At 47.6% G+C, this 20694-nt stretch carries 21 protein-coding genes and 1 pseudogene; 7 read left to right on the plus strand and 15 right to left on the minus strand.

Going from position 1 to position 20694, the window contains the following annotated elements; translation table 11 throughout:
- Nucleotides 1–89 precede the first annotated feature (89 nt).
- From N0M98_RS06000 to selD, 3 genes are all read right to left on the minus strand, one after another.
- Nucleotides 90–1589, minus strand: a complete 1500-nt coding sequence (locus N0M98_RS06000; protein ID WP_259617262.1) for a malate:quinone oxidoreductase — start codon at nucleotides 1587–1589, stop codon at nucleotides 90–92.
- A gap of 432 nt (nucleotides 1590–2021) precedes the next feature.
- Entirely contained in the window at nucleotides 2022–3077 is a 1056-nt protein-coding gene (gene mnmH / locus N0M98_RS06005) for a tRNA 2-selenouridine(34) synthase MnmH (RefSeq protein ID WP_259617239.1), read from the minus strand.
- Nucleotides 3078–3112: 35 nt separating this feature from the next.
- Nucleotides 3113–4162, minus strand: a complete 1050-nt coding sequence (selD, locus tag N0M98_RS06010) for a selenide, water dikinase SelD (protein WP_259617240.1) — start codon at nucleotides 4160–4162, stop codon at nucleotides 3113–3115.
- A 214-nt stretch (nucleotides 4163–4376) separates the two neighbouring features.
- On the opposite strand from selD, the gene N0M98_RS06015 reads away from it, so the two are divergent.
- Both N0M98_RS06015 and N0M98_RS06020 read left to right on the plus strand, forming a co-directional pair.
- Nucleotides 4377–5054 carry a Crp/Fnr family transcriptional regulator gene (locus tag N0M98_RS06015; protein ID WP_259617241.1) on the plus strand — a complete coding sequence of 226 codons (678 nt, stop codon included), beginning with the start codon at nucleotides 4377–4379 and terminating at the stop codon, nucleotides 5052–5054.
- 75 nt (nucleotides 5055–5129) lie between these two features.
- Complete coding sequence (locus N0M98_RS06020; RefSeq protein ID WP_259617242.1) at nucleotides 5130–5519, plus strand: carboxymuconolactone decarboxylase family protein; 390 nt, start codon at nucleotides 5130–5132, stop codon at nucleotides 5517–5519.
- Between the two features lie 222 nt (nucleotides 5520–5741).
- Here the strand turns inward: N0M98_RS06020 and N0M98_RS06025 are convergent, their stop codons facing one another.
- From N0M98_RS06025 to N0M98_RS06035, 3 genes are all read right to left on the minus strand, one after another.
- A complete protein-coding gene (locus tag N0M98_RS06025; protein WP_259617243.1) occupies nucleotides 5742–6584 on the minus strand; it encodes a creatininase family protein in 843 nt (280 codons plus the stop codon).
- A gap of 14 nt (nucleotides 6585–6598) precedes the next feature.
- On the minus strand, nucleotides 6599–7975 hold the full coding sequence (locus N0M98_RS06030; protein WP_259617244.1) for an MFS transporter: 1377 nt from the start codon (nucleotides 7973–7975) through the stop codon (nucleotides 6599–6601).
- Nucleotides 7976–8154: 179 nt separating this feature from the next.
- Nucleotides 8155–8895 (minus strand): helix-turn-helix transcriptional regulator, encoded by a 741-nt coding sequence (locus N0M98_RS06035; RefSeq protein ID WP_249860387.1) that lies wholly within the window; start codon nucleotides 8893–8895, stop codon nucleotides 8155–8157.
- 430 nt (nucleotides 8896–9325) lie between these two features.
- Between N0M98_RS06035 and N0M98_RS06040 the strand changes: the two genes are divergently transcribed.
- Nucleotides 9326–9775, plus strand: a complete 450-nt coding sequence (locus tag N0M98_RS06040; protein ID WP_259617245.1) for a hypothetical protein — start codon at nucleotides 9326–9328, stop codon at nucleotides 9773–9775.
- 249 nt (nucleotides 9776–10024) lie between these two features.
- Here the strand turns inward: N0M98_RS06040 and N0M98_RS06045 are convergent, their stop codons facing one another.
- The 3 genes from N0M98_RS06045 to N0M98_RS06055 form a co-directional block, all read right to left on the minus strand.
- Nucleotides 10025–10861, minus strand: a complete 837-nt coding sequence (locus N0M98_RS06045) for an aminoglycoside phosphotransferase family protein (protein ID WP_310943226.1) — start codon at nucleotides 10859–10861, stop codon at nucleotides 10025–10027.
- 149 nt (nucleotides 10862–11010) lie between these two features.
- Complete coding sequence (locus tag N0M98_RS06050) at nucleotides 11011–11436, minus strand: type II toxin-antitoxin system PemK/MazF family toxin (RefSeq protein ID WP_310943233.1); 426 nt, start codon at nucleotides 11434–11436, stop codon at nucleotides 11011–11013.
- Between the two features lie 5 nt (nucleotides 11437–11441).
- Entirely contained in the window at nucleotides 11442–11711 is a 270-nt protein-coding gene (locus tag N0M98_RS06055; protein ID WP_259617247.1) for an AbrB/MazE/SpoVT family DNA-binding domain-containing protein, read from the minus strand.
- Nucleotides 11712–11937: 226 nt separating this feature from the next.
- Here N0M98_RS06055 and N0M98_RS06060 point away from each other — a divergent pair, with 226 nt between their 5' ends.
- Entirely contained in the window at nucleotides 11938–12138 is a 201-nt protein-coding gene (locus N0M98_RS06060; protein ID WP_259617248.1) for a hypothetical protein, read from the plus strand.
- Nucleotides 12139–12218: 80 nt separating this feature from the next.
- On the opposite strand, the gene N0M98_RS06065 is transcribed toward N0M98_RS06060, so the two are convergent.
- The 4 genes from N0M98_RS06065 to N0M98_RS06080 form a co-directional block, all read right to left on the minus strand.
- Entirely contained in the window at nucleotides 12219–12917 is a 699-nt protein-coding gene (locus N0M98_RS06065) for a Na-translocating system protein MpsC family protein (RefSeq protein WP_259617249.1), read from the minus strand.
- A gap of 309 nt (nucleotides 12918–13226) precedes the next feature.
- Complete coding sequence (locus N0M98_RS06070; protein WP_259617250.1) at nucleotides 13227–14783, minus strand: ATP-binding protein; 1557 nt, start codon at nucleotides 14781–14783, stop codon at nucleotides 13227–13229.
- Between the two features lie 172 nt (nucleotides 14784–14955).
- Entirely contained in the window at nucleotides 14956–15660 is a 705-nt protein-coding gene (locus N0M98_RS06075) for a Na-translocating system protein MpsC family protein (protein ID WP_259617251.1), read from the minus strand.
- Between the two features lie 157 nt (nucleotides 15661–15817).
- On the minus strand, nucleotides 15818–16627 hold the full coding sequence (locus N0M98_RS06080; RefSeq protein WP_259617252.1) for a VanW family protein: 810 nt from the start codon (nucleotides 16625–16627) through the stop codon (nucleotides 15818–15820).
- Nucleotides 16628–16793: 166 nt separating this feature from the next.
- On the opposite strand from N0M98_RS06080, the gene N0M98_RS06085 reads away from it, so the two are divergent.
- The 3 genes and pseudogenes from N0M98_RS06085 to N0M98_RS06095 all read left to right on the plus strand — a co-directional run.
- On the plus strand, nucleotides 16794–17186 hold the full coding sequence (locus N0M98_RS06085) for a BlaI/MecI/CopY family transcriptional regulator (protein ID WP_310943234.1): 393 nt from the start codon (nucleotides 16794–16796) through the stop codon (nucleotides 17184–17186).
- A 48-nt stretch (nucleotides 17187–17234) separates the two neighbouring features.
- Nucleotides 17235–19460, plus strand: coding sequence for a M56 family metallopeptidase (locus tag N0M98_RS06090; protein WP_259617254.1), 2226 nt, complete (start codon nucleotides 17235–17237; stop codon nucleotides 19458–19460).
- A gap of 59 nt (nucleotides 19461–19519) precedes the next feature.
- A pseudogene (locus N0M98_RS06095) lies at nucleotides 19520–19729 on the plus strand (hypothetical protein); the annotation flags it as partial.
- Here N0M98_RS06095 and N0M98_RS06100 read toward each other — a convergent pair.
- Together N0M98_RS06100 and N0M98_RS06105 are read right to left on the minus strand one after the other, a co-directional pair.
- A complete protein-coding gene (locus N0M98_RS06100; protein WP_259617255.1) occupies nucleotides 19677–20114 on the minus strand; it encodes an SRPBCC family protein in 438 nt (145 codons plus the stop codon). The pseudogene N0M98_RS06095 and the gene N0M98_RS06100 overlap by 53 nt on opposite strands.
- Nucleotides 20115–20116: 2 nt before the next feature.
- Nucleotides 20117–20560: an SRPBCC family protein gene (locus N0M98_RS06105; RefSeq protein WP_259617256.1), complete on the minus strand. Its 444-nt coding sequence runs from the start codon at nucleotides 20558–20560 to the stop codon at nucleotides 20117–20119.
- Between the last annotated feature and the right edge of the window lie 134 nt (nucleotides 20561–20694).

Genomic DNA, 20694 nt, shown 5'->3' on the forward strand with positions numbered 1-20694 from the left:
CCGCCGAAACCGCGAACCGCTCTGCTCTTTCAGACAAAACGAAAAGGCCTTAGTCCTGTGGAAATCGGGACGGAAGGCCTTTTATCGCTCTACTTCGCGGGCTGCAGCTCCCGGTTCAAACCGAGCGTCCGCGATGTCGACGAATGAATTTGATGGACAAGGTCCGGGTTATTCAATAAGGATTCACCGTAAGAAGGAATCATTTCTTTAATCTTCGGCTCCCATGACTTGATATGCTGCGGGAAGCATTTGCCGATGACTTCCAGCATAACGGAAACGGCGGTGGAAGCGCCCGGAGAAGCGCCGAGCAAGGCAGCGATCGAACCGTCGGCGGCGTTAATCACTTCCGTGCCGAATTGAAGAATTCCTTTGCCTGCGGCCGTATCTTTAATGATTTGCACACGCTGACCCGCTACCAGCAAATCCCAGTCCTCGCTCTTCGCATCAGGGACGAATTCCCGCAATTCTTCCATGCGCTGTTCCTTCGACAGCATTACTTGCTTGATCAAGTATGTCGTCAGCGAAGCGTTCTTCACGCCGGCCGCCATCATCGTTACGAGATTATGCGGTTTGACGGACGTGATCAAATCCATCATGGAACCGAATTTCAAAAACTTCGGCGAGAAGCCGGCAAACGGGCCGAATAACAGCGATTGTTTGTTATCGATAAATCTCGTATCCAGATGCGGAACCGACATTGGAGGCGCGCCTACCGAAGCTTTGCCATATACTTTGGCGTGATGCTTGGCGACGATCTCCGGCTTCTGACAGACCATAAAGAGTCCGCTGACCGGGAAGCCGCCGATGCCTTTTCCTTCGGGAATGCCGGATTTCTGCAGCAAATGCAGGCTTCCGCCCCCGCCGCCGATAAAGACGAATTTCGCCGAATGGCGTTCGACGGCGCCGGTGTCGACATTCCGCACTTTCAGATCCCACGATCCGTCTGCAGCACGTTTAATATCATCTACATTCTGTTTGAATTTTATGTCGACATTCTTACTCTTTAAGTGGGCAAACAATAAGCGCGTTAAAGCGCCAAAGTTAACATCCGTTCCGGATTCAATTCTTGTTGCCGCTATAGGTTTATTGTTTACCCGGTCATTCATCATCAGCGGAATCCATTCCTTCAGTTTGTCCGGGTCGTCGGAAAACTCCATCCCTTCAAACAGAGGATTGGCGGACATCGTTTCAAACCGTTTTCTCAAAAAGTTAACGTCCTGTTCCCCTTGCACAAAGCTCATGTGAGGCACCGACATAATAAAATCTTGCGGATTGCGGATCAGCTTGCTTTCGACCAGATAAGACCAGAACTGTCTGGAAAGCTGATACTCTTCATTGACTTTGATCGCTTTGCTAATATCTATGGAACCGTCCGGTTTCTCAACGGTGTAGTTCAGCTCGCACAGGGAAGCATGCCCGGTTCCCGCATTATTCCATTCGTTAGAGCTTTCCTCTCCTGCCTTAGCAAGTCTCTCGAATACTGTGATTTTCCAATCCGGCACTAATTCTTTCAGCAGTGACCCTAAAGTCGCGCTCATGATTCCGGCACCAATTAAGATAACGTCTGTTTTTGTTTGTCCGTTGCTCATCATTAACCGTCCTTACATGCTAATATTTGAAGAAATAATATAGGCGCTCCTGCTTCGGCTCCATAGCAAGCCAGGGTGCGGACGCAGTCACACACCTTCCCTAGATAGATCAATCAAGTATACCAAACTATTAACGATAGATTAAGATACTTACTATTATATGATAGTTACATGGTATTTGAAAGCCGGAAAATTAAGTGATAACCATCCAATTGCAGAGAAGTAGCGGTATGGCTCCCACAAAACCCTAGGAATGGTATGAAAAGCAGACGATTAACCCGTTTTTTTGGTAAAAGCTATGGTTTGGGCGCGCTCGCTTCCGGCAGATGGCCGGCAGGACGATATTCAATAACGCTGCCCTTGAAGCGCCTCATTGAACCGATATAAAAAGGCACCCGATTCCTATGGGCGCCTTGAAGTATTCTTATATCGCTACCGGCAAGCTTCCCGTCTGTCCGCATCGCCGGTGACCAAGTGATCCTTTACTTTTTGCGCCGCCTCTTCTACCGTATTCGCTTCGATCACAAACCGTTCCTGTTCATATAACTTCATGGCATGCTCATAGCGCGGGTCGTAATAGTGCTTCAGCAGAAGCCGAACCGCATGGTCAAACCGATCTTCCGTCAAGCAAGTCATGATTTCATTGGCAATCGGAGTGTGAATGCGGCTTTTTATTTTCCGGTACGCAAATATCAGCTCTTCTTTATGCTCCCGCGGCCGATATTCTTTGACAATATTCCGAACTCTCTCTTCCATCGGCAATTGAATCCAGATTTGCTTCGCCGCTTCTTTCTTCTCAATGACGAATTTGGGCAGCACGGCTTTGCCGATCCGATTGCTCTCGCCCTCAAGCAGCACATAAGGCGAGTCCTGCATGCTCAGCAAATCGGTGACCAATAAAGAGTCGAACGTTTTCTGATTATTCGCTTCCAGCCCGACTTGCCCGAATATGGAGCCTCTATGCCCCGCCATGCCTTCAAGATCGAGTACCGGAAATCCTTCCCCTTTCAGCCCTCTGAGGATAGCGGTCTTCCCCGTCCCTGTATGCCCCAACAAGGCGACCGCCCGCGGCTTGAACTCCATATGCTCCAGCGTCTCGACGACCCACTTGCGGTAAGTGCGGAAGCCTCCCGTTAACCGATAAGCCCGAATCCCCATTAACGCAAGCACCGTTGCCGCCGTCTTGCTTCGCATGCCGCCGCGCCAGCAAAATACGGCTTTTTGCTCTTTCATTTGCCCGAACGTTTTAATGAATTGGGGCAGCTTCGCCGAGAATATTTCCAGGCCTCTTTCTTTGGCCGCGTGTACGCTGACCTGCTTATAAATGGTTCCCACTTCGGCCCGCTCCGCATCATCGAACACCGGAATATTCAAGCTGCCCGGTATCGTCGAATCCGCAAACTCTGAAGGGGAACGCACGTCGATCAATACGATTTCTTTGCGATTTCGCAGCGCTAACAGTTCGTCTAGTGTAATGTCCTCAAACAACGTATAAGCTCCTTTTACTAAAAGTTCCAGTTTAACTAAAGGACAACGATGCGTCCGGGGTGATCGGCTGTCATCTCCCCGATCATTTCCGCTTCGACGCCCGCCAGCTTCAGCTTGCTCAGCAGCTCTTCCGCCTGATGGCCCGCTACGGAAATGAGCAGCCCCCCGGACGTCACCGCATCGCATAAAATCCACTGTCCGATCTGATCCAACGTGTCGGGAAACGTAATGGCGTCTTGAACATGAGCGAAATTATTTTTCGTCCCGCCCGGAACGAAGCCTTCTTCAGCCAATTGTCTGACTCTCGGGAGCACCGGAACGGCGTCGGCTTGAATCCGAACCCCTACTCCGCTTCCTTTGGCCATTTCCAGCGCATGACCCATGAGTCCGAAGCCGGTAACGTCCGTGCAAGCATGCACCTCGAACGGCTCCATCGTCTCGGCCGCCGTCTTATTGAGCGCCGCCATGACCCCGGTCACGCGCCGGATCTCTTCTTCGGACAGCTTGTCCTTCTTAATCGACGTCGTCAAAATCCCTACGCCGATCGGCTTGGTCAAAATCAGCTTATCTCCCGGTACGGCCCCTGCATTGGTCCGCACTTTGCCGGGATGGACAAGGCCGGTAACGGCCAGTCCGAATTTAGGCTCATTATCGTCGATGGAATGGCCGCCGACCAGCGTAACCCCCGCTTCCTTCATCTTGTCTCCCGCCCCGCGCAGTATCTCCGCCAGCACCTGCTTATCGAGCGTGCGGATCGGAAACGCGACGATGTTCAGCGCCGTAAGCGGTTTGCCGCCCATAGCATAAATATCGCTAATCGCATTGGCGGCCGCCACTTGGCCGAATGCGTACGGATCGTCGACGATAGGGGTAAAGAAATCGACCGTCTGAACGAGCGCCAGCTCTTCGCTAAGCTTATAAACGCCGGCGTCGTCGCTCGTATCAATGCCTACGAGCAGGTTCGGGTCGGGAGTCGAAGCCGGGAGCGAGCGAATCACTTGAGACAGGTCGCCGGGACCGATCTTGCATCCGCAGCCTCCTTTGGTTGAAAATGAGGTCAGTTTAATTTTTTCCGTATTTGACACAAGACTTCACCCTTTCCATCGATATGAGGTTATATGAATACTATTTTTTCCAAGATTCTCTTTACTAAGTCTATTTTACCTTAAGATAAGAACCGCTGTAAAAAAGTTTCGGCGGCTTACTCTCATGACCTAGCCTATGAAACCCGTTCAACGGATGGTAAAATCAGGTTGGACACATGCCGCGAAATTCCTAGCAAAGGGAGGTCAGGTCATCATGGAACCTCGTAAAGTGGATGAGATCATTCGTCTATTCCCTTGTTTCTCATATCTCTCCGCCCAGGACTGGGCCCAAGCCGACACGATCCGCGTAGCGCCGTCGACTCTTCACCCGATAGCGGAAGGCCATTATTTGAAGCATGCGATCTTCGTCCTGTCGGGTTGCATTCGCATTTATAAGATCGGCGCCTCGGGAAGAGAAGTTACGCTTTACCGCGTTCGCTCGGGGGAATGCTGCGTTCTCATGATGGCCAGCATTTTGGGAGAAACGCCTTACGAAGCTTCCGTACAGATCGAATCGGAAACCGACATTGCGCTATTTCCGGTAGAGCCGTTCAGAAAATGGATGCATGACGTTCCGTCGGTACGGAAATTTATTTACAGACAATTTATGGATCGATTTATCCATGTGTCCGCCTTGCTGGAACAAATCGCTTTCGGCTCTGTGCAAGAACGCGTCGCCGCATATATTATGCAGCGCCACGAAGAACGGGGAAGCGATTCGGAATGGATCGTGCTGACTCATGAGCAGATGGCTGTGGACCTCGGCACCGCCCGCGAAGTCGTCAGCCGCATGCTGAGAAGCTTCGCTCAAGAGGGCGCGATTATCGTACGCAGAGGGAAAATCGCCGTCGCCGATACGGGCAAATTAACGTCCTACGCTTCGCCTTTGTGACTTTATCACGGAAACCTCCTTCCCAGGCCGCTACAATGAGAAGGCAAGATCAGAGTGCCTGAGGAGGTATGTCCCATGAGTCATTACTACAGCTATGCCGACCTGAAAAAAATCCCCGAGCTGGTGACATTAGCCCCGCAAGCTTCAGCGTCCTTTTTCGCCTTTGAAAAAGAGGTCTACACGTCGACCGGAGCGATCCCGCTCAAGACCAAAGAGCTTATCGCCGTCGCGGTCGCGCATGTGACCGGTTGTCCTTACTGCATCGACACCCATGTACAAAGATACAAGGCATTAGGCGGAACGCGCGAAGAAATCGTCGAAGCCGTCCTTGTTGCAGCATCTACGAAAGCCGGAGCCGCGCTCAGCCATGCCACGCAGGCTCTAGCCTCCTTCGAACGCAGCGGCCCCTTGCCCGATCCCGATAAGGGGGAAGACGATCGCGCGGCTCCCGAGTGCTTTTGCTAGGCTGCAGCACCTGCTTCGAGTCTTGAAACGCACGAAGACCCCTTCTGCGAGGGGTCTTCGGCTTGCTGCTGCGGCGATGGATAGTTAGCTTGACCGGTGGAAACAAGAAGCGGCGCGGTTACCTGGGTCCGGGTTGCAGCTTCAGTCGCCATACCGGTCGAAACGGCGATCATGGGGAGTCGGGGAAAACCGAACGGACACAGCACAGAGGCAGGAACACATTCAGCCCGGCAAATGCGTTCCGTACTTAGGTAAAATAGTCTCCTTCGTATAGTCGTCTACTTGACGAAGCGAATCGACAATGTTAGGCATATCCAGCGCTTGAATAAGCTCGTGAATCGCTTGAATCCCTGCGTCCGCATGCGCTTCCCTTTCTTCGGGCGTTTGCAAAAGCGGTGTCGCCATATGATCGGACGGCTCATAAAAGTAAGACCCTACTGCACCGGATTGATACGCATACTTGCCTAATCGATTGCCTGGGTTTTTATTCATTCCCGCCAGCATATGTTGAACATCATAAGTAACGGAATGAGATTCAGGTTCATTTAATGGCACATCTTCTAGTCTGCCCAGCATTTTATACGCCCCGATCGTCATATCGTGGAACCGGTCTATCAGATCGAAATTTACGCTTTCTGCCGCTTTTAACAGGTCCATGTACAGGATCGGCACTTTCGTTTCATCAAAGAAGTCACGCGCCATACCGCTTACGGTTAAATAAGCCGGACCATGAGCCGTAATATAGATTTGCCGTCTAAAGCCTTGATTTAATAGCGACTTTGCAATCTTATCCAAATAAGACATCCCGTCTTTTACACTCATTTGAATCGTACCCCGAGCGACGATCGTTCCGCCAGGAAAGAAATAGGGCAGATTGTGCAGCACCAGCCCGTCCGAGGCTTCGGCCATTGTATAAGCTACAGCTTCTGCCAGAACAGTCTCGGCATCCAGCGGCAAAGCACCGTGGGTTTCCGTGACCCCGACAGGAACATATATGATATCATTTCGATTTAAATACTGCTCTGCTTCGCCATTCGTCATTTTTGAAAGAAATCGCGTACGCATGGACAACTCCTCCCCTACTCTTTTATTTGAAGCGCTCTTCTTTCTTTTAACGCTTCATACATTTCATTCGTTTTCTTGGCATTGAGATTATAGATGAAACCTACACCGACGATGATTAACAGAAATGAGAGTATCGGCATGCCCGTATACATTTTTAATACGCCATTTGCTACTTCCGGCGATTGCGACTTGGCTCCCGATACAAAACCTACCCACCCTAAAGCGTAGCTTCCGATAGCCGCGCCTAATCCCATCCCTACTTTACGGGCAAAGGAATATAAAGAATACATCGTTCCCTCATAATGCTTTCCCGTCTGAAGCTCTGCATAATCAATACAATCGGTCACAAGAGCCCACACCACCATAACAAAGACAGAAGAACCGACCGTTGCCATGTTATACAAGGCCATGAACACGTATACATTTTCAAACGTTACCAACGTTAATAACAGGGTTGCAGCTAAACTAAAGATGGCTGTCGCGATCACCAGATTCCTTTTGTTGAACTTCTCTACTAATTTGGGAACGATAACGAATAGGACAAGCGTCACGCCAATGCTGATAAACGAGTTAATCGTAAAGGCGCCGGGCCGATGATAGCGTTCCGCAAAGACGATAGGCGCTAGCTGGCTTACGCCGTTGATCATCAGAAGCGAGCCGACGGAGGCTACCATCATCCCAAGCAACGGCCTGTTTGTGATGGCTGCCGTAAAGGCCTCCTTGAACCGGTAGCCGGATTCCATGTCCGCCGGTTTATCGTCACGAACGCGTTCTGTCGTTAAACGCACTAGCCCCGTATAAGCCAATACCGATAAAATGCTAAACACAATGGCAATTTGGAAAAACGCTGCCGGAATCACCGTGCCGGAGTGATCGTAAATGAACATCGGAACGAAAGATAAAAATCCCAGTCCGACAATCATTCCGCCGATAGCCCGCGCCCGGGATAATTTGGTACGCTCGACAGGATCGTTGGTTATCACAGACGCAAGAGAACCGTACGGGATCGAATCCGCCGTGTACGCGACGCAAAAGAAGAGGTAGACGAACACGACCCAAACATGCGTTGCCGTGGAGCCCAGACTGGATATATCAGCAAAAGATAATAAGCAGGAAGCTGCCAATATCCATTTGGAAATGGAGATGTACGGCAAAAATTTATCGCCCGATTTCCCCAGCTTCCAGCGATCCGGAATCGTCCCCATAATCACATTGCACGCTGCATCGAAAAATTTACCCAATAAAAATAAAGTACCCATGAAATACGGGCTGACGCCTAAGACATACGTGCAAAAAATCAAGAAAAATCCGCCTATATACAGGTTGACGAAGCTGCCCCCTATATCTCCCAGCGCATATCCGACCTGGTCTCTAACCCCGAACTTTTTCATGTGTGACCTCCTCTGTATTCTTGCTAAAGTAAGCGCTTTAATATGAATTTTTATAAGTATACCTCCAAATGGCAAACCGCTTTTGCATTACAATTGCATGTTTTTATAGTATAATTGCATCATTTTTATGGAAGGGCACAAAAATAGACGCATCCGTAACGATGCGCCTTAAGAATCATTCATTTGGCATTCCTTTTTTTAAACTCCAACGGAGTGATTCCCTCCGCCTTTTTGAAAAAATTCGAGAAATACTGGGAATTCCCGAAACCGACCATAATCGCAATCTCCGTCATGGACAAATGGGAGAACAGAATCAGCTGTTTGGCTTCCTTCAATCTGCGCTGATTTCGGTAATAACTGATGGTCATTCCTTTTTCCTTTTTAAATACCCGCATTAAATGTGAAGGATGCACATGCAGCTTGGCCGCCATTTCATCCATGGAGATGTCCTCTGCAAAGTTCATTTCAATGTATTTCTCCGCTTTTTCCACGATGGTGAGGTTATCGCTGCTGCTGGATTTTCGGATGGACGGATCGGAATACTCCTGCACCATATTCGAATGGAGCTTATCCAGCTCGGCAATCGTTGTGGCATGCTCGATCATGATCGCATATTTCTCGGATATAAAGTGCGACTGCCACGCGCTCAGCCCTCCCCTTTCGGCCGAATAGCTGTAGAGCGTGTTATGAGACAGTAAAATATTTTTAAAAGAGCGCACTTTATCGTTGGGGACCCGGTTCAAAATATTTAATTGCTTATCCCCGAATTTCCGGCTCATCTCCCCTTCGAATTGACCGATATAATCCAGATCGCTATGTTGAATGGCGCTCAGAAACCGTTCCCTTTGCTTATGAGCGGCTTCAAAATATTCCGGCGTCGATGGATTCCGATCTTTGTTTACGTCCCCGTCATCTGCCATACGATTTTCCCTTCATTAAAAAGATTTTTTACAACTCTTGTGATGATCTATGTATAGGCATACTCCAAATCCATTATCAACTTTCATAAGTCGCGGCGGTCGACGGGGAGGCAGGTTGATTATACCCCTCCAATATAATGGAGCTACCGCGCCCCCTTACTTACCGATATACTCAAATTAAATTTATTAAAAAAAGCGAGGCTTGGGGAAATGGACTTCAAAATTAACCTTAAAAAATTAATGAAGGAGCAGGATTTGACGTTCTAGCCTTGCCATTTTAGCTCAAGTTCTTGATTGCAGCATAAAAGACCTTATTGAGGATGATCCGGTTATTCTGAATTATGACAAAATAGCACAGGAAAATAAAGATGTACCTCTTTATAGTCGTAATCAAGTTTTTAGCCCTGATAATAACGAATATTTAAGACAATTGCTTCTCCAAGTTGGTGCGGCGTGCCATATCTCTTCCTATAGCCGCTATAGAACTGCTTACGTTAAAAGTGAATATTATTTAAGCTCGATACAAATCGACCTTAATTTACGTGTTGTCGAAGCTCAGGGTAAGCCCACTCTGGAAGTAATTAATTTTTATGTTTGCGTTAATCAACGATTACAAAATGAAGCTGTCATCAAAGACGCTATTATCAAAGTACTGGAAATCTATGCCCGAAAATTAAATATCAGCGAAATCAGCTTCATCATTTCTCAGAGCTTGGACAAGGAAACTGCCTTCATTTTGAACGCCAATTCGGAACTACCGGCTGATTTCTCCTATACCTTAGGCACCGCATCTGTGCTGTTTACCCAAAATAACTATAGACGTTCTCCATGTGACTATTTTCAAGACTTTCAGACGGTGTGGCACAAGGCATTAGGCTAGGATTTTGAGGATTTTCGCAGGTTCAGTTACATTTCATGGGTGGCAGAGCGAAGGCAACGTTTATTCGTATATGAGTATAAACGGCTGGCAATATGCCAGCCATTTAATTATTTATGAACATAAGATAAATAGCTTTATAAGTAACAGAATTATTGTACTGGTCCCCATACCAGAATGCACAGCGAAAGGAATAAGCATTAGAAATCAACGTGAACAATCAGATTGCGAGCATGCCCTCATCTGGCCCCGCTACTTCAGCCGTTCCTCGATCAAGCCGATCAGCAGCGCCTTCTCTTCGTCAGGAATCCATTCGCATAATCGGGCTGCGGCAACCGGCAGCGTCCACGCCTCAATATCGACGAGCTGCAGACCGGAATAGGAAAGATACTGCTGCAAATAGATGCCGTTGATCTTTTCTCTCATTCGTTCCAGCGCATCTTTAACGTTCTGCGGCGCCTCCTCGGGCAATGTGCCGAAACGGAATAGCAGCAGCGTGCGGGCGACATCGCCGGCTGGATTTCCGATCATGCCTGTCATCCAATCGATAATCCAGCTGCGCTGCCCGATCATCACATTTTCCGGGTGAAAATCGCCATGGCATAAATAGTTTCCATCCGGCAGCTTTTCCAAATCATCGATGATCTTTGCTTTCATCTCGTCCGATAGCGGCGCAGCATTGCGGATATTGCGAGCCAGCACCGCTTTCTGCTTAAGGACAGGAGAGGCTCCAACGAGCTCCGTATCCAGTTCATGCTTATGTATCTGATAGTGCAGGTCGGTAAACTCGGCGATCAGGCGATCCAGGTCATCAGGGTGCTGTATGCCCATGCGGAGTAAGGTCTCGCCTTCAATCCGTTCAAATACGATCCCGCTTCTATCGTCAACATCGATAATATCGTACGTTGCTGGAGCCGGAATCCCTAAGCGGGCGACAATCCGGTTGACTTCATATTCATATTTTACCGCTTCCTTAGGAAATCCGTTTCTGTAAAGCTTCAAAATTTTCCCCTGATCTTGTGTAAAAACCTCGGCCGTCCGACCCTCACTCAACTTTGTCATGGTATCCATCATCTCCTGCTTGGGCATCGATTTTGCTTTGTTAAATTACCTAATATCCTATTCGTGATGAAGGATAGGACTCCTTTTCAACGGCCGCTAAAAATATGCTTATTTTGGAAATAAATAAGAGCCTGCCGCGGCAAGCTCTATTAACAATCGGTACCCATGCAAGCCCATTAGGCTTCGCGTTCCCATTCTTCCTCATCATCTTCAGGAAAGGACATGATTGCCATGACACGATCAATAATACCGATGAAAAACTCCGATTCGGGATCAACCCTACCAATGACAATGGCGTTCCTCGCCGCAAGATCAACAGTTCTAACATTGTTGATAAGAACCACGCCACTTAACTCTGAAAACCGATTTTGCGGCGCCAGCACATGCGTTCCCGGTGTCCCAATCCCTCGGGGAACGGGAAATTCAAACGTGTGTCCCATGATTTGCGTCGTCACCGGAACGGTTAACGCAATCTGGTTTAAGGTAGGATCGATGATTCCATCTGAGATTACGATGGAGGCTCGATAGCCATTTTGCTCGTGGCCTCTGGTCGGATGATGATTAAACCAGACGATACTGCCTCGTTCTGCAATTCCTGTGATCGGCGTTAAAACATTTCATCTCCCACCGAATCATCAATAAGAATCCCTTGTGATAATTCCGATTTGTTTTTGCCACGCATGGATAATAACAGCTTACGCAGTTCACGATTGGATTTGCGCTTACTCTCGGTCATTGGCTTCAAGAGGATACCTTGTTCAGGGATCAGTTGAATTTCGACTTTTGTGCCCAACCCCAAATGCATGGTTTCCAAAAATTCTCGCGGAATGCGAACGCCCATGCTGTTTCCCCATCTTCCAATGGTTGTCGTCGTCACATGCACCAGCCCTTTCTTGCAGTCTTAAACAAAATAATACCATATCCTTCCTTCAATGTTATCGACAATCGCTTTTGAATGAACTATTTCTTCGAAACTCCAAGAAAAAAATCCCTTCAGTATATACTTTCTGAAAACACACACTATCGTCTCTTGGCAGAATCGTCTAGCTACTCTATCGTTGGTTTAGAATGACTGCTGTGAAAATGAAGAAAGGACGAGCCCCATGAGAGTATTGTGCATCTTCCCCGACGATTCAACGACGGATATATACGTTTCGGAAATCGGAGAATTTCTGCGCCTCACCCAATTAGTAAATGCCATAACGATGGAGGGGATCAATTACGGCGTGGCTCATACCGAGCTGATTGTGGAAAAAGAATCGTTCTACGTCTCCATGTTATTGAAGCATCGGCATACACCATAACCCCCTATACGTAAAATAAAGGAGCAAGCCGCAGCCGCTCCTTCTTTCATAATGAGATATGACTTTTTGCCCGCAAGTTGTTAGGCAATCGGGTTTAAGATAAACACAATGACGCTTCTATCCTTTTGAAAATTCCAGCCGACAAAGACGTCAACAATCCTCGTATTCAGTATTTGCTCCACGTACTTGTTGTCTTGCAAATGTTTTTTTTCGAGATAAGTCAGCGCCTGCTTTAAATGATCCTCATCGCGAAGCTGAATCAATTCTTTGCTAAGATCGATTAGAACGCCGGAACGAACAATTAGAAGCGTTCTTTTATTAATCATGCGAGAGTAGATTTGATCCGGCCTTTTTTGGATTCGATGACTCATACAGCTAATTTCATGATGAAGCTCCTCTTTCCCTGCATACTGCTCCTGCGATGCGGACGCCAATGAGGAGGAACCTTCGAACTGACACGCAACAAATATGCCGGAGTGATTATGCAAATCCCAGTCATAATAAAATTCCTTAATATTCATTCCGGTTAACAGCAGCAGATAGACCTTGATTTCAGGAACGATCGACTTCATCACGACATCTCTTGTATGTTGAATGGCTCGAATTTGTCCTTGCTTTAACAGGATTTTTTCTGTTGGCGTCAGAAAGTTTCGTAAATATACGACAACAAATAGACGGTCCATACTTACATAAATGGATTGTGGCCCTTTACCGAATGCATCTCTGAGTATTTTGCCTATATGGCTTGCAATTTCATTCTGGAAGTGATTTTCATTCATCAAAAATTCATCCTCGGTCCAGGTAAAAACATCCTCGCTTTACCTTAATTAGTAGGATAGTAAATTCACCGTAGATTTTTGCCCTAAACCCCCCTAGTAACAAAAAAAAGCCTAAATAAAAGCTGCTAAGCAACTTTAATTTAGGCTTATGTCCAGCGCTATCTCTGGTTCATTACGGCCAACTAGATCCTCATTCTTGTTGGTATTGCACAAAACAACTGTCGGTTCCCCACATATAATTGATAAGGCAAAAGCGTCATATCTATTACCCAACCCTCATTTTAATAATTTTATCCCTGTTTAGCAAGGTTAAAGCTGATTACCATTTGGCGCGGGCTCAAGGACTTGCTGCAAGGTCCCTCTCGTCTCCACTTTTTCATGCAGAGCAATGCCTAATTCAACCAATGTATGGGTAACTTCGGGCCGTATACCGGTGATGACGGCTCTACACCCTTGAATGGCGGCAGCATTCACGATTTTAATCAGATTCGACACCATCGCCGTATCCACAGAGGAGACGCCGGATAAGTCAATGACGATTTGTTTGATTTGCAGCTGATAGATGCGATCTAGTATGTACCCCTGAATTTTTTTGGTGCGAAGCGTGTCCAGCGCGCCAACAACGGGGAGTATGGCTATATGATCGGAGAGGGGAATAACAGGTACGGGCAGATCCTCATTCACCCCTCGTTGAAATTGGATAACCTCATTCTTATACTCGGAATAACTGGATGCAAAATGTTTCAAATAGGAGTCCAAGTTAAAATTGACCTGCCGTTCCAATTCGAAAAATTGCTTCTGATTTTGTTCGGCGCTCTCGTAAAAATTATAAAGGAAATCCCAGTACGTCTTACGCAGCATTTGAATCCATTCGAGCTTCAGTATTAAATCCAAATTATGTCTCGCCCAATTCCTGCCGTGCTCTTTGGCATGCACAATCAAGCCGTGCTCATTGCGTTCATTAAGCAAGAGCACTACCTTGTCCGCCGATTCAAGGATAAAATCGGTGTCAATTTCCGTCGATTTGATGGTTTCAATCAGCTCTCTGCCTTGCTGCTTAAGCAATCCGAAAAAGACATCTTGATTATCCGTATAAAAATCCGAAAAATTTTGATTCGGGGTTTGCTTTAAGTTCAATGAAACCACTCCTAACTCATCTGTCGTAGTTTGAATCGGAAATTGTACCGAGAATTCAGTGCCTACCCCAACCTCGCTTCTCACATGAATGGTCCCGTGATGATCGTGAATCGTCGTAAACACTTGCGCCAATCCCATGCCGGTGCCTTCCGTCTTGGATGTATAAAAAGGAGTGCCCAGCAATTGCAATTTGTCATCAGGTATGCCGCTCCCGGTATCCGAAACCTTGATGATTACGTTCTCATCCGATTTATAATGTTTAATTGTAATAGTTCCATGATCAGAAATAGCTTCAAACGCATTTTTTAAGAGATTAAAAAAAGCTTTTTTCAACTGATTCCTTTTTCCGTATACTCTCGCATCCGTATCCGAAAATTGTTTATGTATGGTGACTTGATAGGACCGTTCTTGAAAAAGATACAGTAAAGATTCCAACTCGGAACAAAGATTGATGTAATCGAACGGTTCTTGTTCCAAATCCGGTTTAGAAACATGCAATAAATTTTGCAATGTGGAAATGGCGTTCTCCAATTCCGAATAGGCATGATCAAGGTATTTATGCGGTGCTTCGTCCTTAAGCAGCTGCAGGAACCCTTTAACCGCGGTTAAAGGGTTTTTGACCTCATGAGCAATACCCGCGGCGATTTGACCGACCGAAGCCAGACGGTCCAACTTAAGGTCGGACTCGTTTACTTGATTATTTCCATTTAGAGCAGACAATTTGCGCATCCTCCTTATCCGTTGTGATTCCAGATTCCCCGTCATTTACATCGCATCGGAAGCCCTTGCCCGTCTTCTTTCATTAGGAGCGGAATGAAAAAAGCCTAAATAAAAGCCGCTTCTCGCAACTTTTATTCAGGCTTATGTCCAGCGCAATCTCTGGCCCATTAATCCCTTTTTACTAAATAGGATCTAGCACAAAAACAATGACGCTTTTATCCAATTGGAAATCCCAATCCACAAAAGCATCGATAATTTTCATATTTATTACGGATTCCAGATGGTTGTTGTTATGAAAGCGGCTTTTTTCCAGATTTCGTTTCGCCAGCTTTAAATTCCCTTCAAAACCAAGCCGGATTAACTCTTTCTCAATATTGATCAGAATGCCGTTTCGAATCACGAGCAGCGTCCGATCGTTCAGCATGCAGGAATACGTTTCTTCCGGAGTTTTCTGCACGACATGACTTATATTTTCGATTTCCTGCTGAAGCGCTTCTTTTCCGGGATACTCGCCGTGTTTGATGGCTGCTGCGCTTTCATCATCCGATTCAATCCCTACGAATACACCCGAAACATTATGCAGTCCCCAGTCATAGTAAAATTCCTGAAAATGAATGCCCGCAATTAATGACGTGTACGCTTTTATTTCGGGAATAAGCGTCTTCATCAGCAAATCCCTAGTATGCTGTACGGACAAAATCTGATCCTGCTCTAGCAGTATCTTTTCCGTAGGAGATAATAATCCCCGCATGTAAAACACGACAAATGGCCGTTGAATGCTTACAAAAATGGATTGCGGCCCCTTCCCGAATGACTCCCTAAGCAATCTTCCGACGTGGCTGGCTAATTCCGATTGGACCGTTTTTTCTTGTTCCAGAGCAATCATATCCTAACATTAAGGCAAAAGCGTCAAATCTTTCACCCGTTCTCATTGTACCTATATTTTGGATAGCAAGCAACCACGCTGCTATCATTGACCTCCTTATTCTATCTTATCCTGATCGGTTCTAGATATACTCTTGCTTGTGCCGGCTTGGTTCAGTCTATGTATGTTCATTCGTTGATTTCATATACTTAACTTCGGAATTGTTTCTGATAATCAGCTGCTCATTCATAAGCTTATGATCTTTCCTGCTTATTTCCAGCCTCCATATTTCATTTCCTCTATACCACCTGTTTTCATTTTGGTAAAACCGATGATTTCTTTCTTCCACTTTGTACACAAATTCCGGCTCCGCGTTACATAATAGGGCCCCTTCCAGAAACTCCTCGGATACCCTTATCTTATATTGAAAGGTCAGATGTGTCGGGTTATAAAATCGCAGATCGACATAATTGTAAAAAACGCTCGTTCCCGTCCCAAATGGAATTACTCTTCGATCATCGGGAAATAGATCAAAACTATGATGATGACGTTCCTTGATCTCCAGCGGCGTATGAAGAGCCAGCCAAAACAGCATATTGGCCAACTGGCATAATCCGCCCCCCGTTCCCGTCCGAACTTCTCCGTGCGATAGCATTAGGCCTTCGATATAGCCTTTAGCTTTTGTTGTTTTGCCTATCAATTTCCAGAACGAAAATGTTTCCCCCGGATGTATGACGATCCCGTCAATATGTTCAAGAGCAATGTTTAAATTTTTTATTTTATTTTCTTGCAATATCGGGTCCGAATTAGCCAAGACTCTTCTTAGAACGGATTTGTGCTTCTTACAAACAAAGCTAAACTCATCAGGCCTTCTGCCGCGCGCGTAGGTGATGTTCGGATTTAAATTGCTAAGATGCCTGTTCCATATAAGTTGTTGAACTCTCCACTGGTATAAAAAGGGGAAATACTTCAATAATGTTTTTTTCATGCGAAGGCCCTCCCGATTTCTAAGAGTCTAAGCTTCAGCCTCTTCAATCATACCATAATTAGGAAATAACGGTTCGTCGATAAATTCCCTAACCTATTGACTTTTATTGTTTACAACCGTAAACTTAGACTATCGTTTACACGTGTAAATCATATTATTGGAAAAGGTGACGACGTTGAACAGTACCCCTCATATTACCGAGGCCGAGAGCGAAGTGATGAAGCTGCTATGGCAGAAGGAGCCATTGACGGCTGTCGAGATCATCAGCCAATTGAAGGATCGAATGGACTGGTCGGACCAGACGATCAAAACCTTCCTCAATCGGCTTCACAAAAAACAGGCGATCCGATTTGAAAAGTCAGGCAGGAACTACTTGTATTATCCGCTGGTTACCTACGATGAATATGTCAAGGCCGCGAACCGATCGTTCCTGGACCGGATGTATAACGGCGCCGTCGGAATGCTGTTCGCCAAGTTTCTGGAGGAGGAGAAGCTCTCCGAAGGCGAAATTGAGCAGCTTCAGCAGCTATTGGAGCAGAAGAAAAGAGACGGCAGCTAAGAGCGGCGGACAGCATCTGTGATGAGGACGCAAGAAGGAGAAGGAATTATGAAATGGATTGAAACCGCATTTGATCTCATGTGGACGGCATCGCTGGCATCCACGATCATCATATTGCTGCTGCTCTTGATGCGCAGGCTGCTGTACAAGCGTCTCGGCCCTCGCATCGTTCATGTGCTGTGGCTTCTTGTGTTAATCAAGCTGCTTGTTCCTGTTGCGCCGCAAAGTCCGGTCAGCTTCTTGAATCTGGTGCCGCAGAACATGCAAAATCTATCCTTTTGGCCTAAATCGTTTAAGGGGGAGCATCCCGCTTCTTCAGCAACCGAAATGGCGGCAGCGAGTAGCGAGACTGCGGATGGCAACCCTGCTCCTGTGCCGCAGCTGACGGAAGAGCCGGCCGGCAATGCGAAGCCTTCCTCTTTCTCTTCGGCCTATCCCTACGAACAAGCTCGGGACAAGCAGCCGACATGGTTCGCGATGGGCTCCCTGGTATGGCTTGCAGGAATGCTGTCTTTGATGATGTACTACCTGGTTGTTGCTCTGAGATTCCATAGAAAAACGGACGCATCCCGCAAGCTCGATAACGCCGAGGCGCTCGCCGTCCTGGAGGCGTGCAAGGAGAAGCTCGGCATCACTGCCGCTATTCCAGTCTATGAGACCGATTGTCTCCATAGTCCGTACATTTACGGCTTGTTCAAGCCGAGAATTTATATCCCCGCGGACATTGTTACGATCGCCGATTCCCGTCAGCTTACGCATATTCTTCTGCATGAGCTGACCCATTACAAGCGGAAGGATCTGTGGTTCCATTTTCTATGGACATGGGCGGCCCTGCTCCACTGGTACAATCCGGTTGTCTGGCTATCTGTGAAAAAAGCAAGAGCCGACCGGGAAGTCGCATGCGACGCGGGCGTGCTTGAGGTGCTGGGTGAGCAGGAATCCTCCTCCTACGGCAGGACGCTTCTCATGCTGTCGCGGTTATTTAGCCGCAGCGCTTCGCATCGGGTCACTCTTTCGCATTTTTCAGAAAACAATAAAGAAATGAAACGGAGAATTACGATGATCGCGACATTTAAAAAAGGGGCTTATAAGCTGTCCGCGGCTGCCGTTATTCTAGTTGTCGCCTTAAGCGCGGTGATGCTCACGAATGCTTCGGAGAGTGCTTCCTCATTGAAGATTCAAAGGGTGAATGACTGGTCCAAATGGTTTCATAATCTAGAGAGAGCCAATGCGTTTGCCGGCTTCCCGTTCAAAGTCCCCGATGATCTTCCCGACGGCTATCAATTGGCCAGTATTAACGTTGACGAGAAGATCGTGAATCACACGGACAATCAGGTTACGATCAACTTCGTATCCAAGCACGGTACCGATGACGAGAAGCAATTCGAAGTGATCGCCTCTACGGGAAATATAATTCATACAGCACTCTCTCAGCGACTCGAAGGAGGGGAAACGAGGAAAATCCCGGATCCGTCATGGGGCGAAGCGCAGCCTCAAACCTATATACAAGACGAGGTTACGTATGCGAATAAGAGAGGGATTCTAGTAACGACCGTACAAAAATACGAGCATCATCAGCCGGAAATCGAAAAAACCTTCTTTTGGCGCGATGACGCCTTATACTATGCCATTCGATACTATAGCGAAGATCATACGCTGGAGGAAGGGCTGCCGCGCAATCGGAGAAATCTTACGCAAGACGAATTGGAGCGTATTTTGCAATCGTTCCGATACCCGCAGCAGCTCCGGCATGTCAGCTACGACGGCAAGGGCAATTCATTTCCGATCTATGATCAGAAGGATTTGGCGGAGGCGGAGCGGCTTCTGGGCTTTACAGCGAAATTCCCGCTCGCGCTCTCGAATAACGGACTGAAGCTTGCGGATTCGCTCATGCTCCAGGCGGGGGATCAGAACACCGACTATGCTTTCCGGCACACGGTGAATGCGCTGAGAAATTTCTACTGGGCAGCAGACGATTCGGGTAAAGGGAGCCTCACGGTGTACCAGAGCCAATCGCCGCTTATCGATGGATCGCAGTTAGCGCTGAATCGCACTTTGGACATGAACGGCATCCGCCTATCGGTCTATAAGGACGAACATCATGTCTATGGCGGACCCTATTACCGCGGCGCCGACCATGCGGAAATCATAACTGAAACTTACTACATATGGAAGCAGAATGGCATTTATTACGCCGCCAATGTAGACGATCGCGATATCAAGGAAGAGGCCTACGATGATCTTGTGCAGTCTTTCCTGCTCGCGTCTGAATAAGGCTGAACGTGAAAAGATAGGAATCATGAACTTGTTCGCTGGGGATTGCCGGCCGCGAGGATGAAATATACCAAAAAGCTTTTGCTCACGGAGCAAAAGCTTTTGTCGAACCGAACCGTCTCGCACTGGGAGAACCGCCGCTTATAGTAAGAAATGCCCTAGTTCATAGCCCTAACGGAGAAGTGATCGAGTTTATGGAGAACGTCGCTTTCGAGCCTAGGCCAATTCCGCCAGCAGCTCGCCAAGCCGGTCGAGATTCTGTTCATTAGCTTCTATACAGATCGGCTTAGCTTGCTCAAACTCTTCCTTTTCCTTGAAAAGTTGACGGAAAGTGACCCTGGTGCCGCCTTCGAAGCTCTCGAAGGCAGCCGTTATCCGAAATTCGTGGCCGGATAAATGATCAAGCACGACCCGCTCCGACGGCATGATCTCAACAAAAACGTTAAGATTAGGATAATCCACGCCGCCCGGTCCGTGCATGGTGAACCGCCAAGTGCCTCCCGGCCTCATATCGCACTCGTGAATCGTATTCGTGAAGCCTCGCGGCCCCCACCATTGAGCCAGTAAATCGGGGGTTGTCCAGGCCTGAAACACGAGTTCCCGCGGAACATCGTACTCGCGCACAGCAATAAGTTCATTTTCACCTGCGGTCATGCTCATAAATCTCCTTCTACTGCCTTGCCCAGAGCGTCCAGCATGATGTTTGTACCGTGCTCCCGTATTTCCGGGGTATCGTGTCCGTCAAAGAACGCACCCTGCTCCGTGAAAATCAGCTTCGTTACGCCCTCCAACTTGATCAGCTCGACCGTTGTGATCGAGACGGAGATGCGTATGTCTCCCGAATCCAGCGTGTACGTATAGACAATGCGCTGCTCCGGAACTAGCTCTTGGTAAATGGCGTCGAAGGTAAAGATCGGCCCTTCCAGCGGCCCGCCGCTGCTGTACTCCCGTCCGCCAACCCGGAAATCGAAGATGTCCGGCTTCGAAAACCACTTGGCTTTGGCCGTCGGGTCGGCCCATGCCTGATACACCCGCTCCGGCGAAGCGGCATAAGTCCGCTCTACGACGAAAGTTCCATGCTTGACAAATCGTTCGTTCATTCATTTTCCTCCTCGTATAGTATTTCTAGAACCAAGTTTTAAGCCGATTTCCAGTTCCCATGGGAACTGGCCGCAAACTTTTCGATTTCCAGTAAATCGCACCTTGAAAATTGCAAAAGGGACTGGACTTTCCC

It is taken from the genome of Paenibacillus doosanensis, from assembly GCF_025060755.1.
Classification (GTDB): domain Bacteria; phylum Bacillota; class Bacilli; order Paenibacillales; family NBRC-103111; genus Paenibacillus_S; species Paenibacillus_S doosanensis.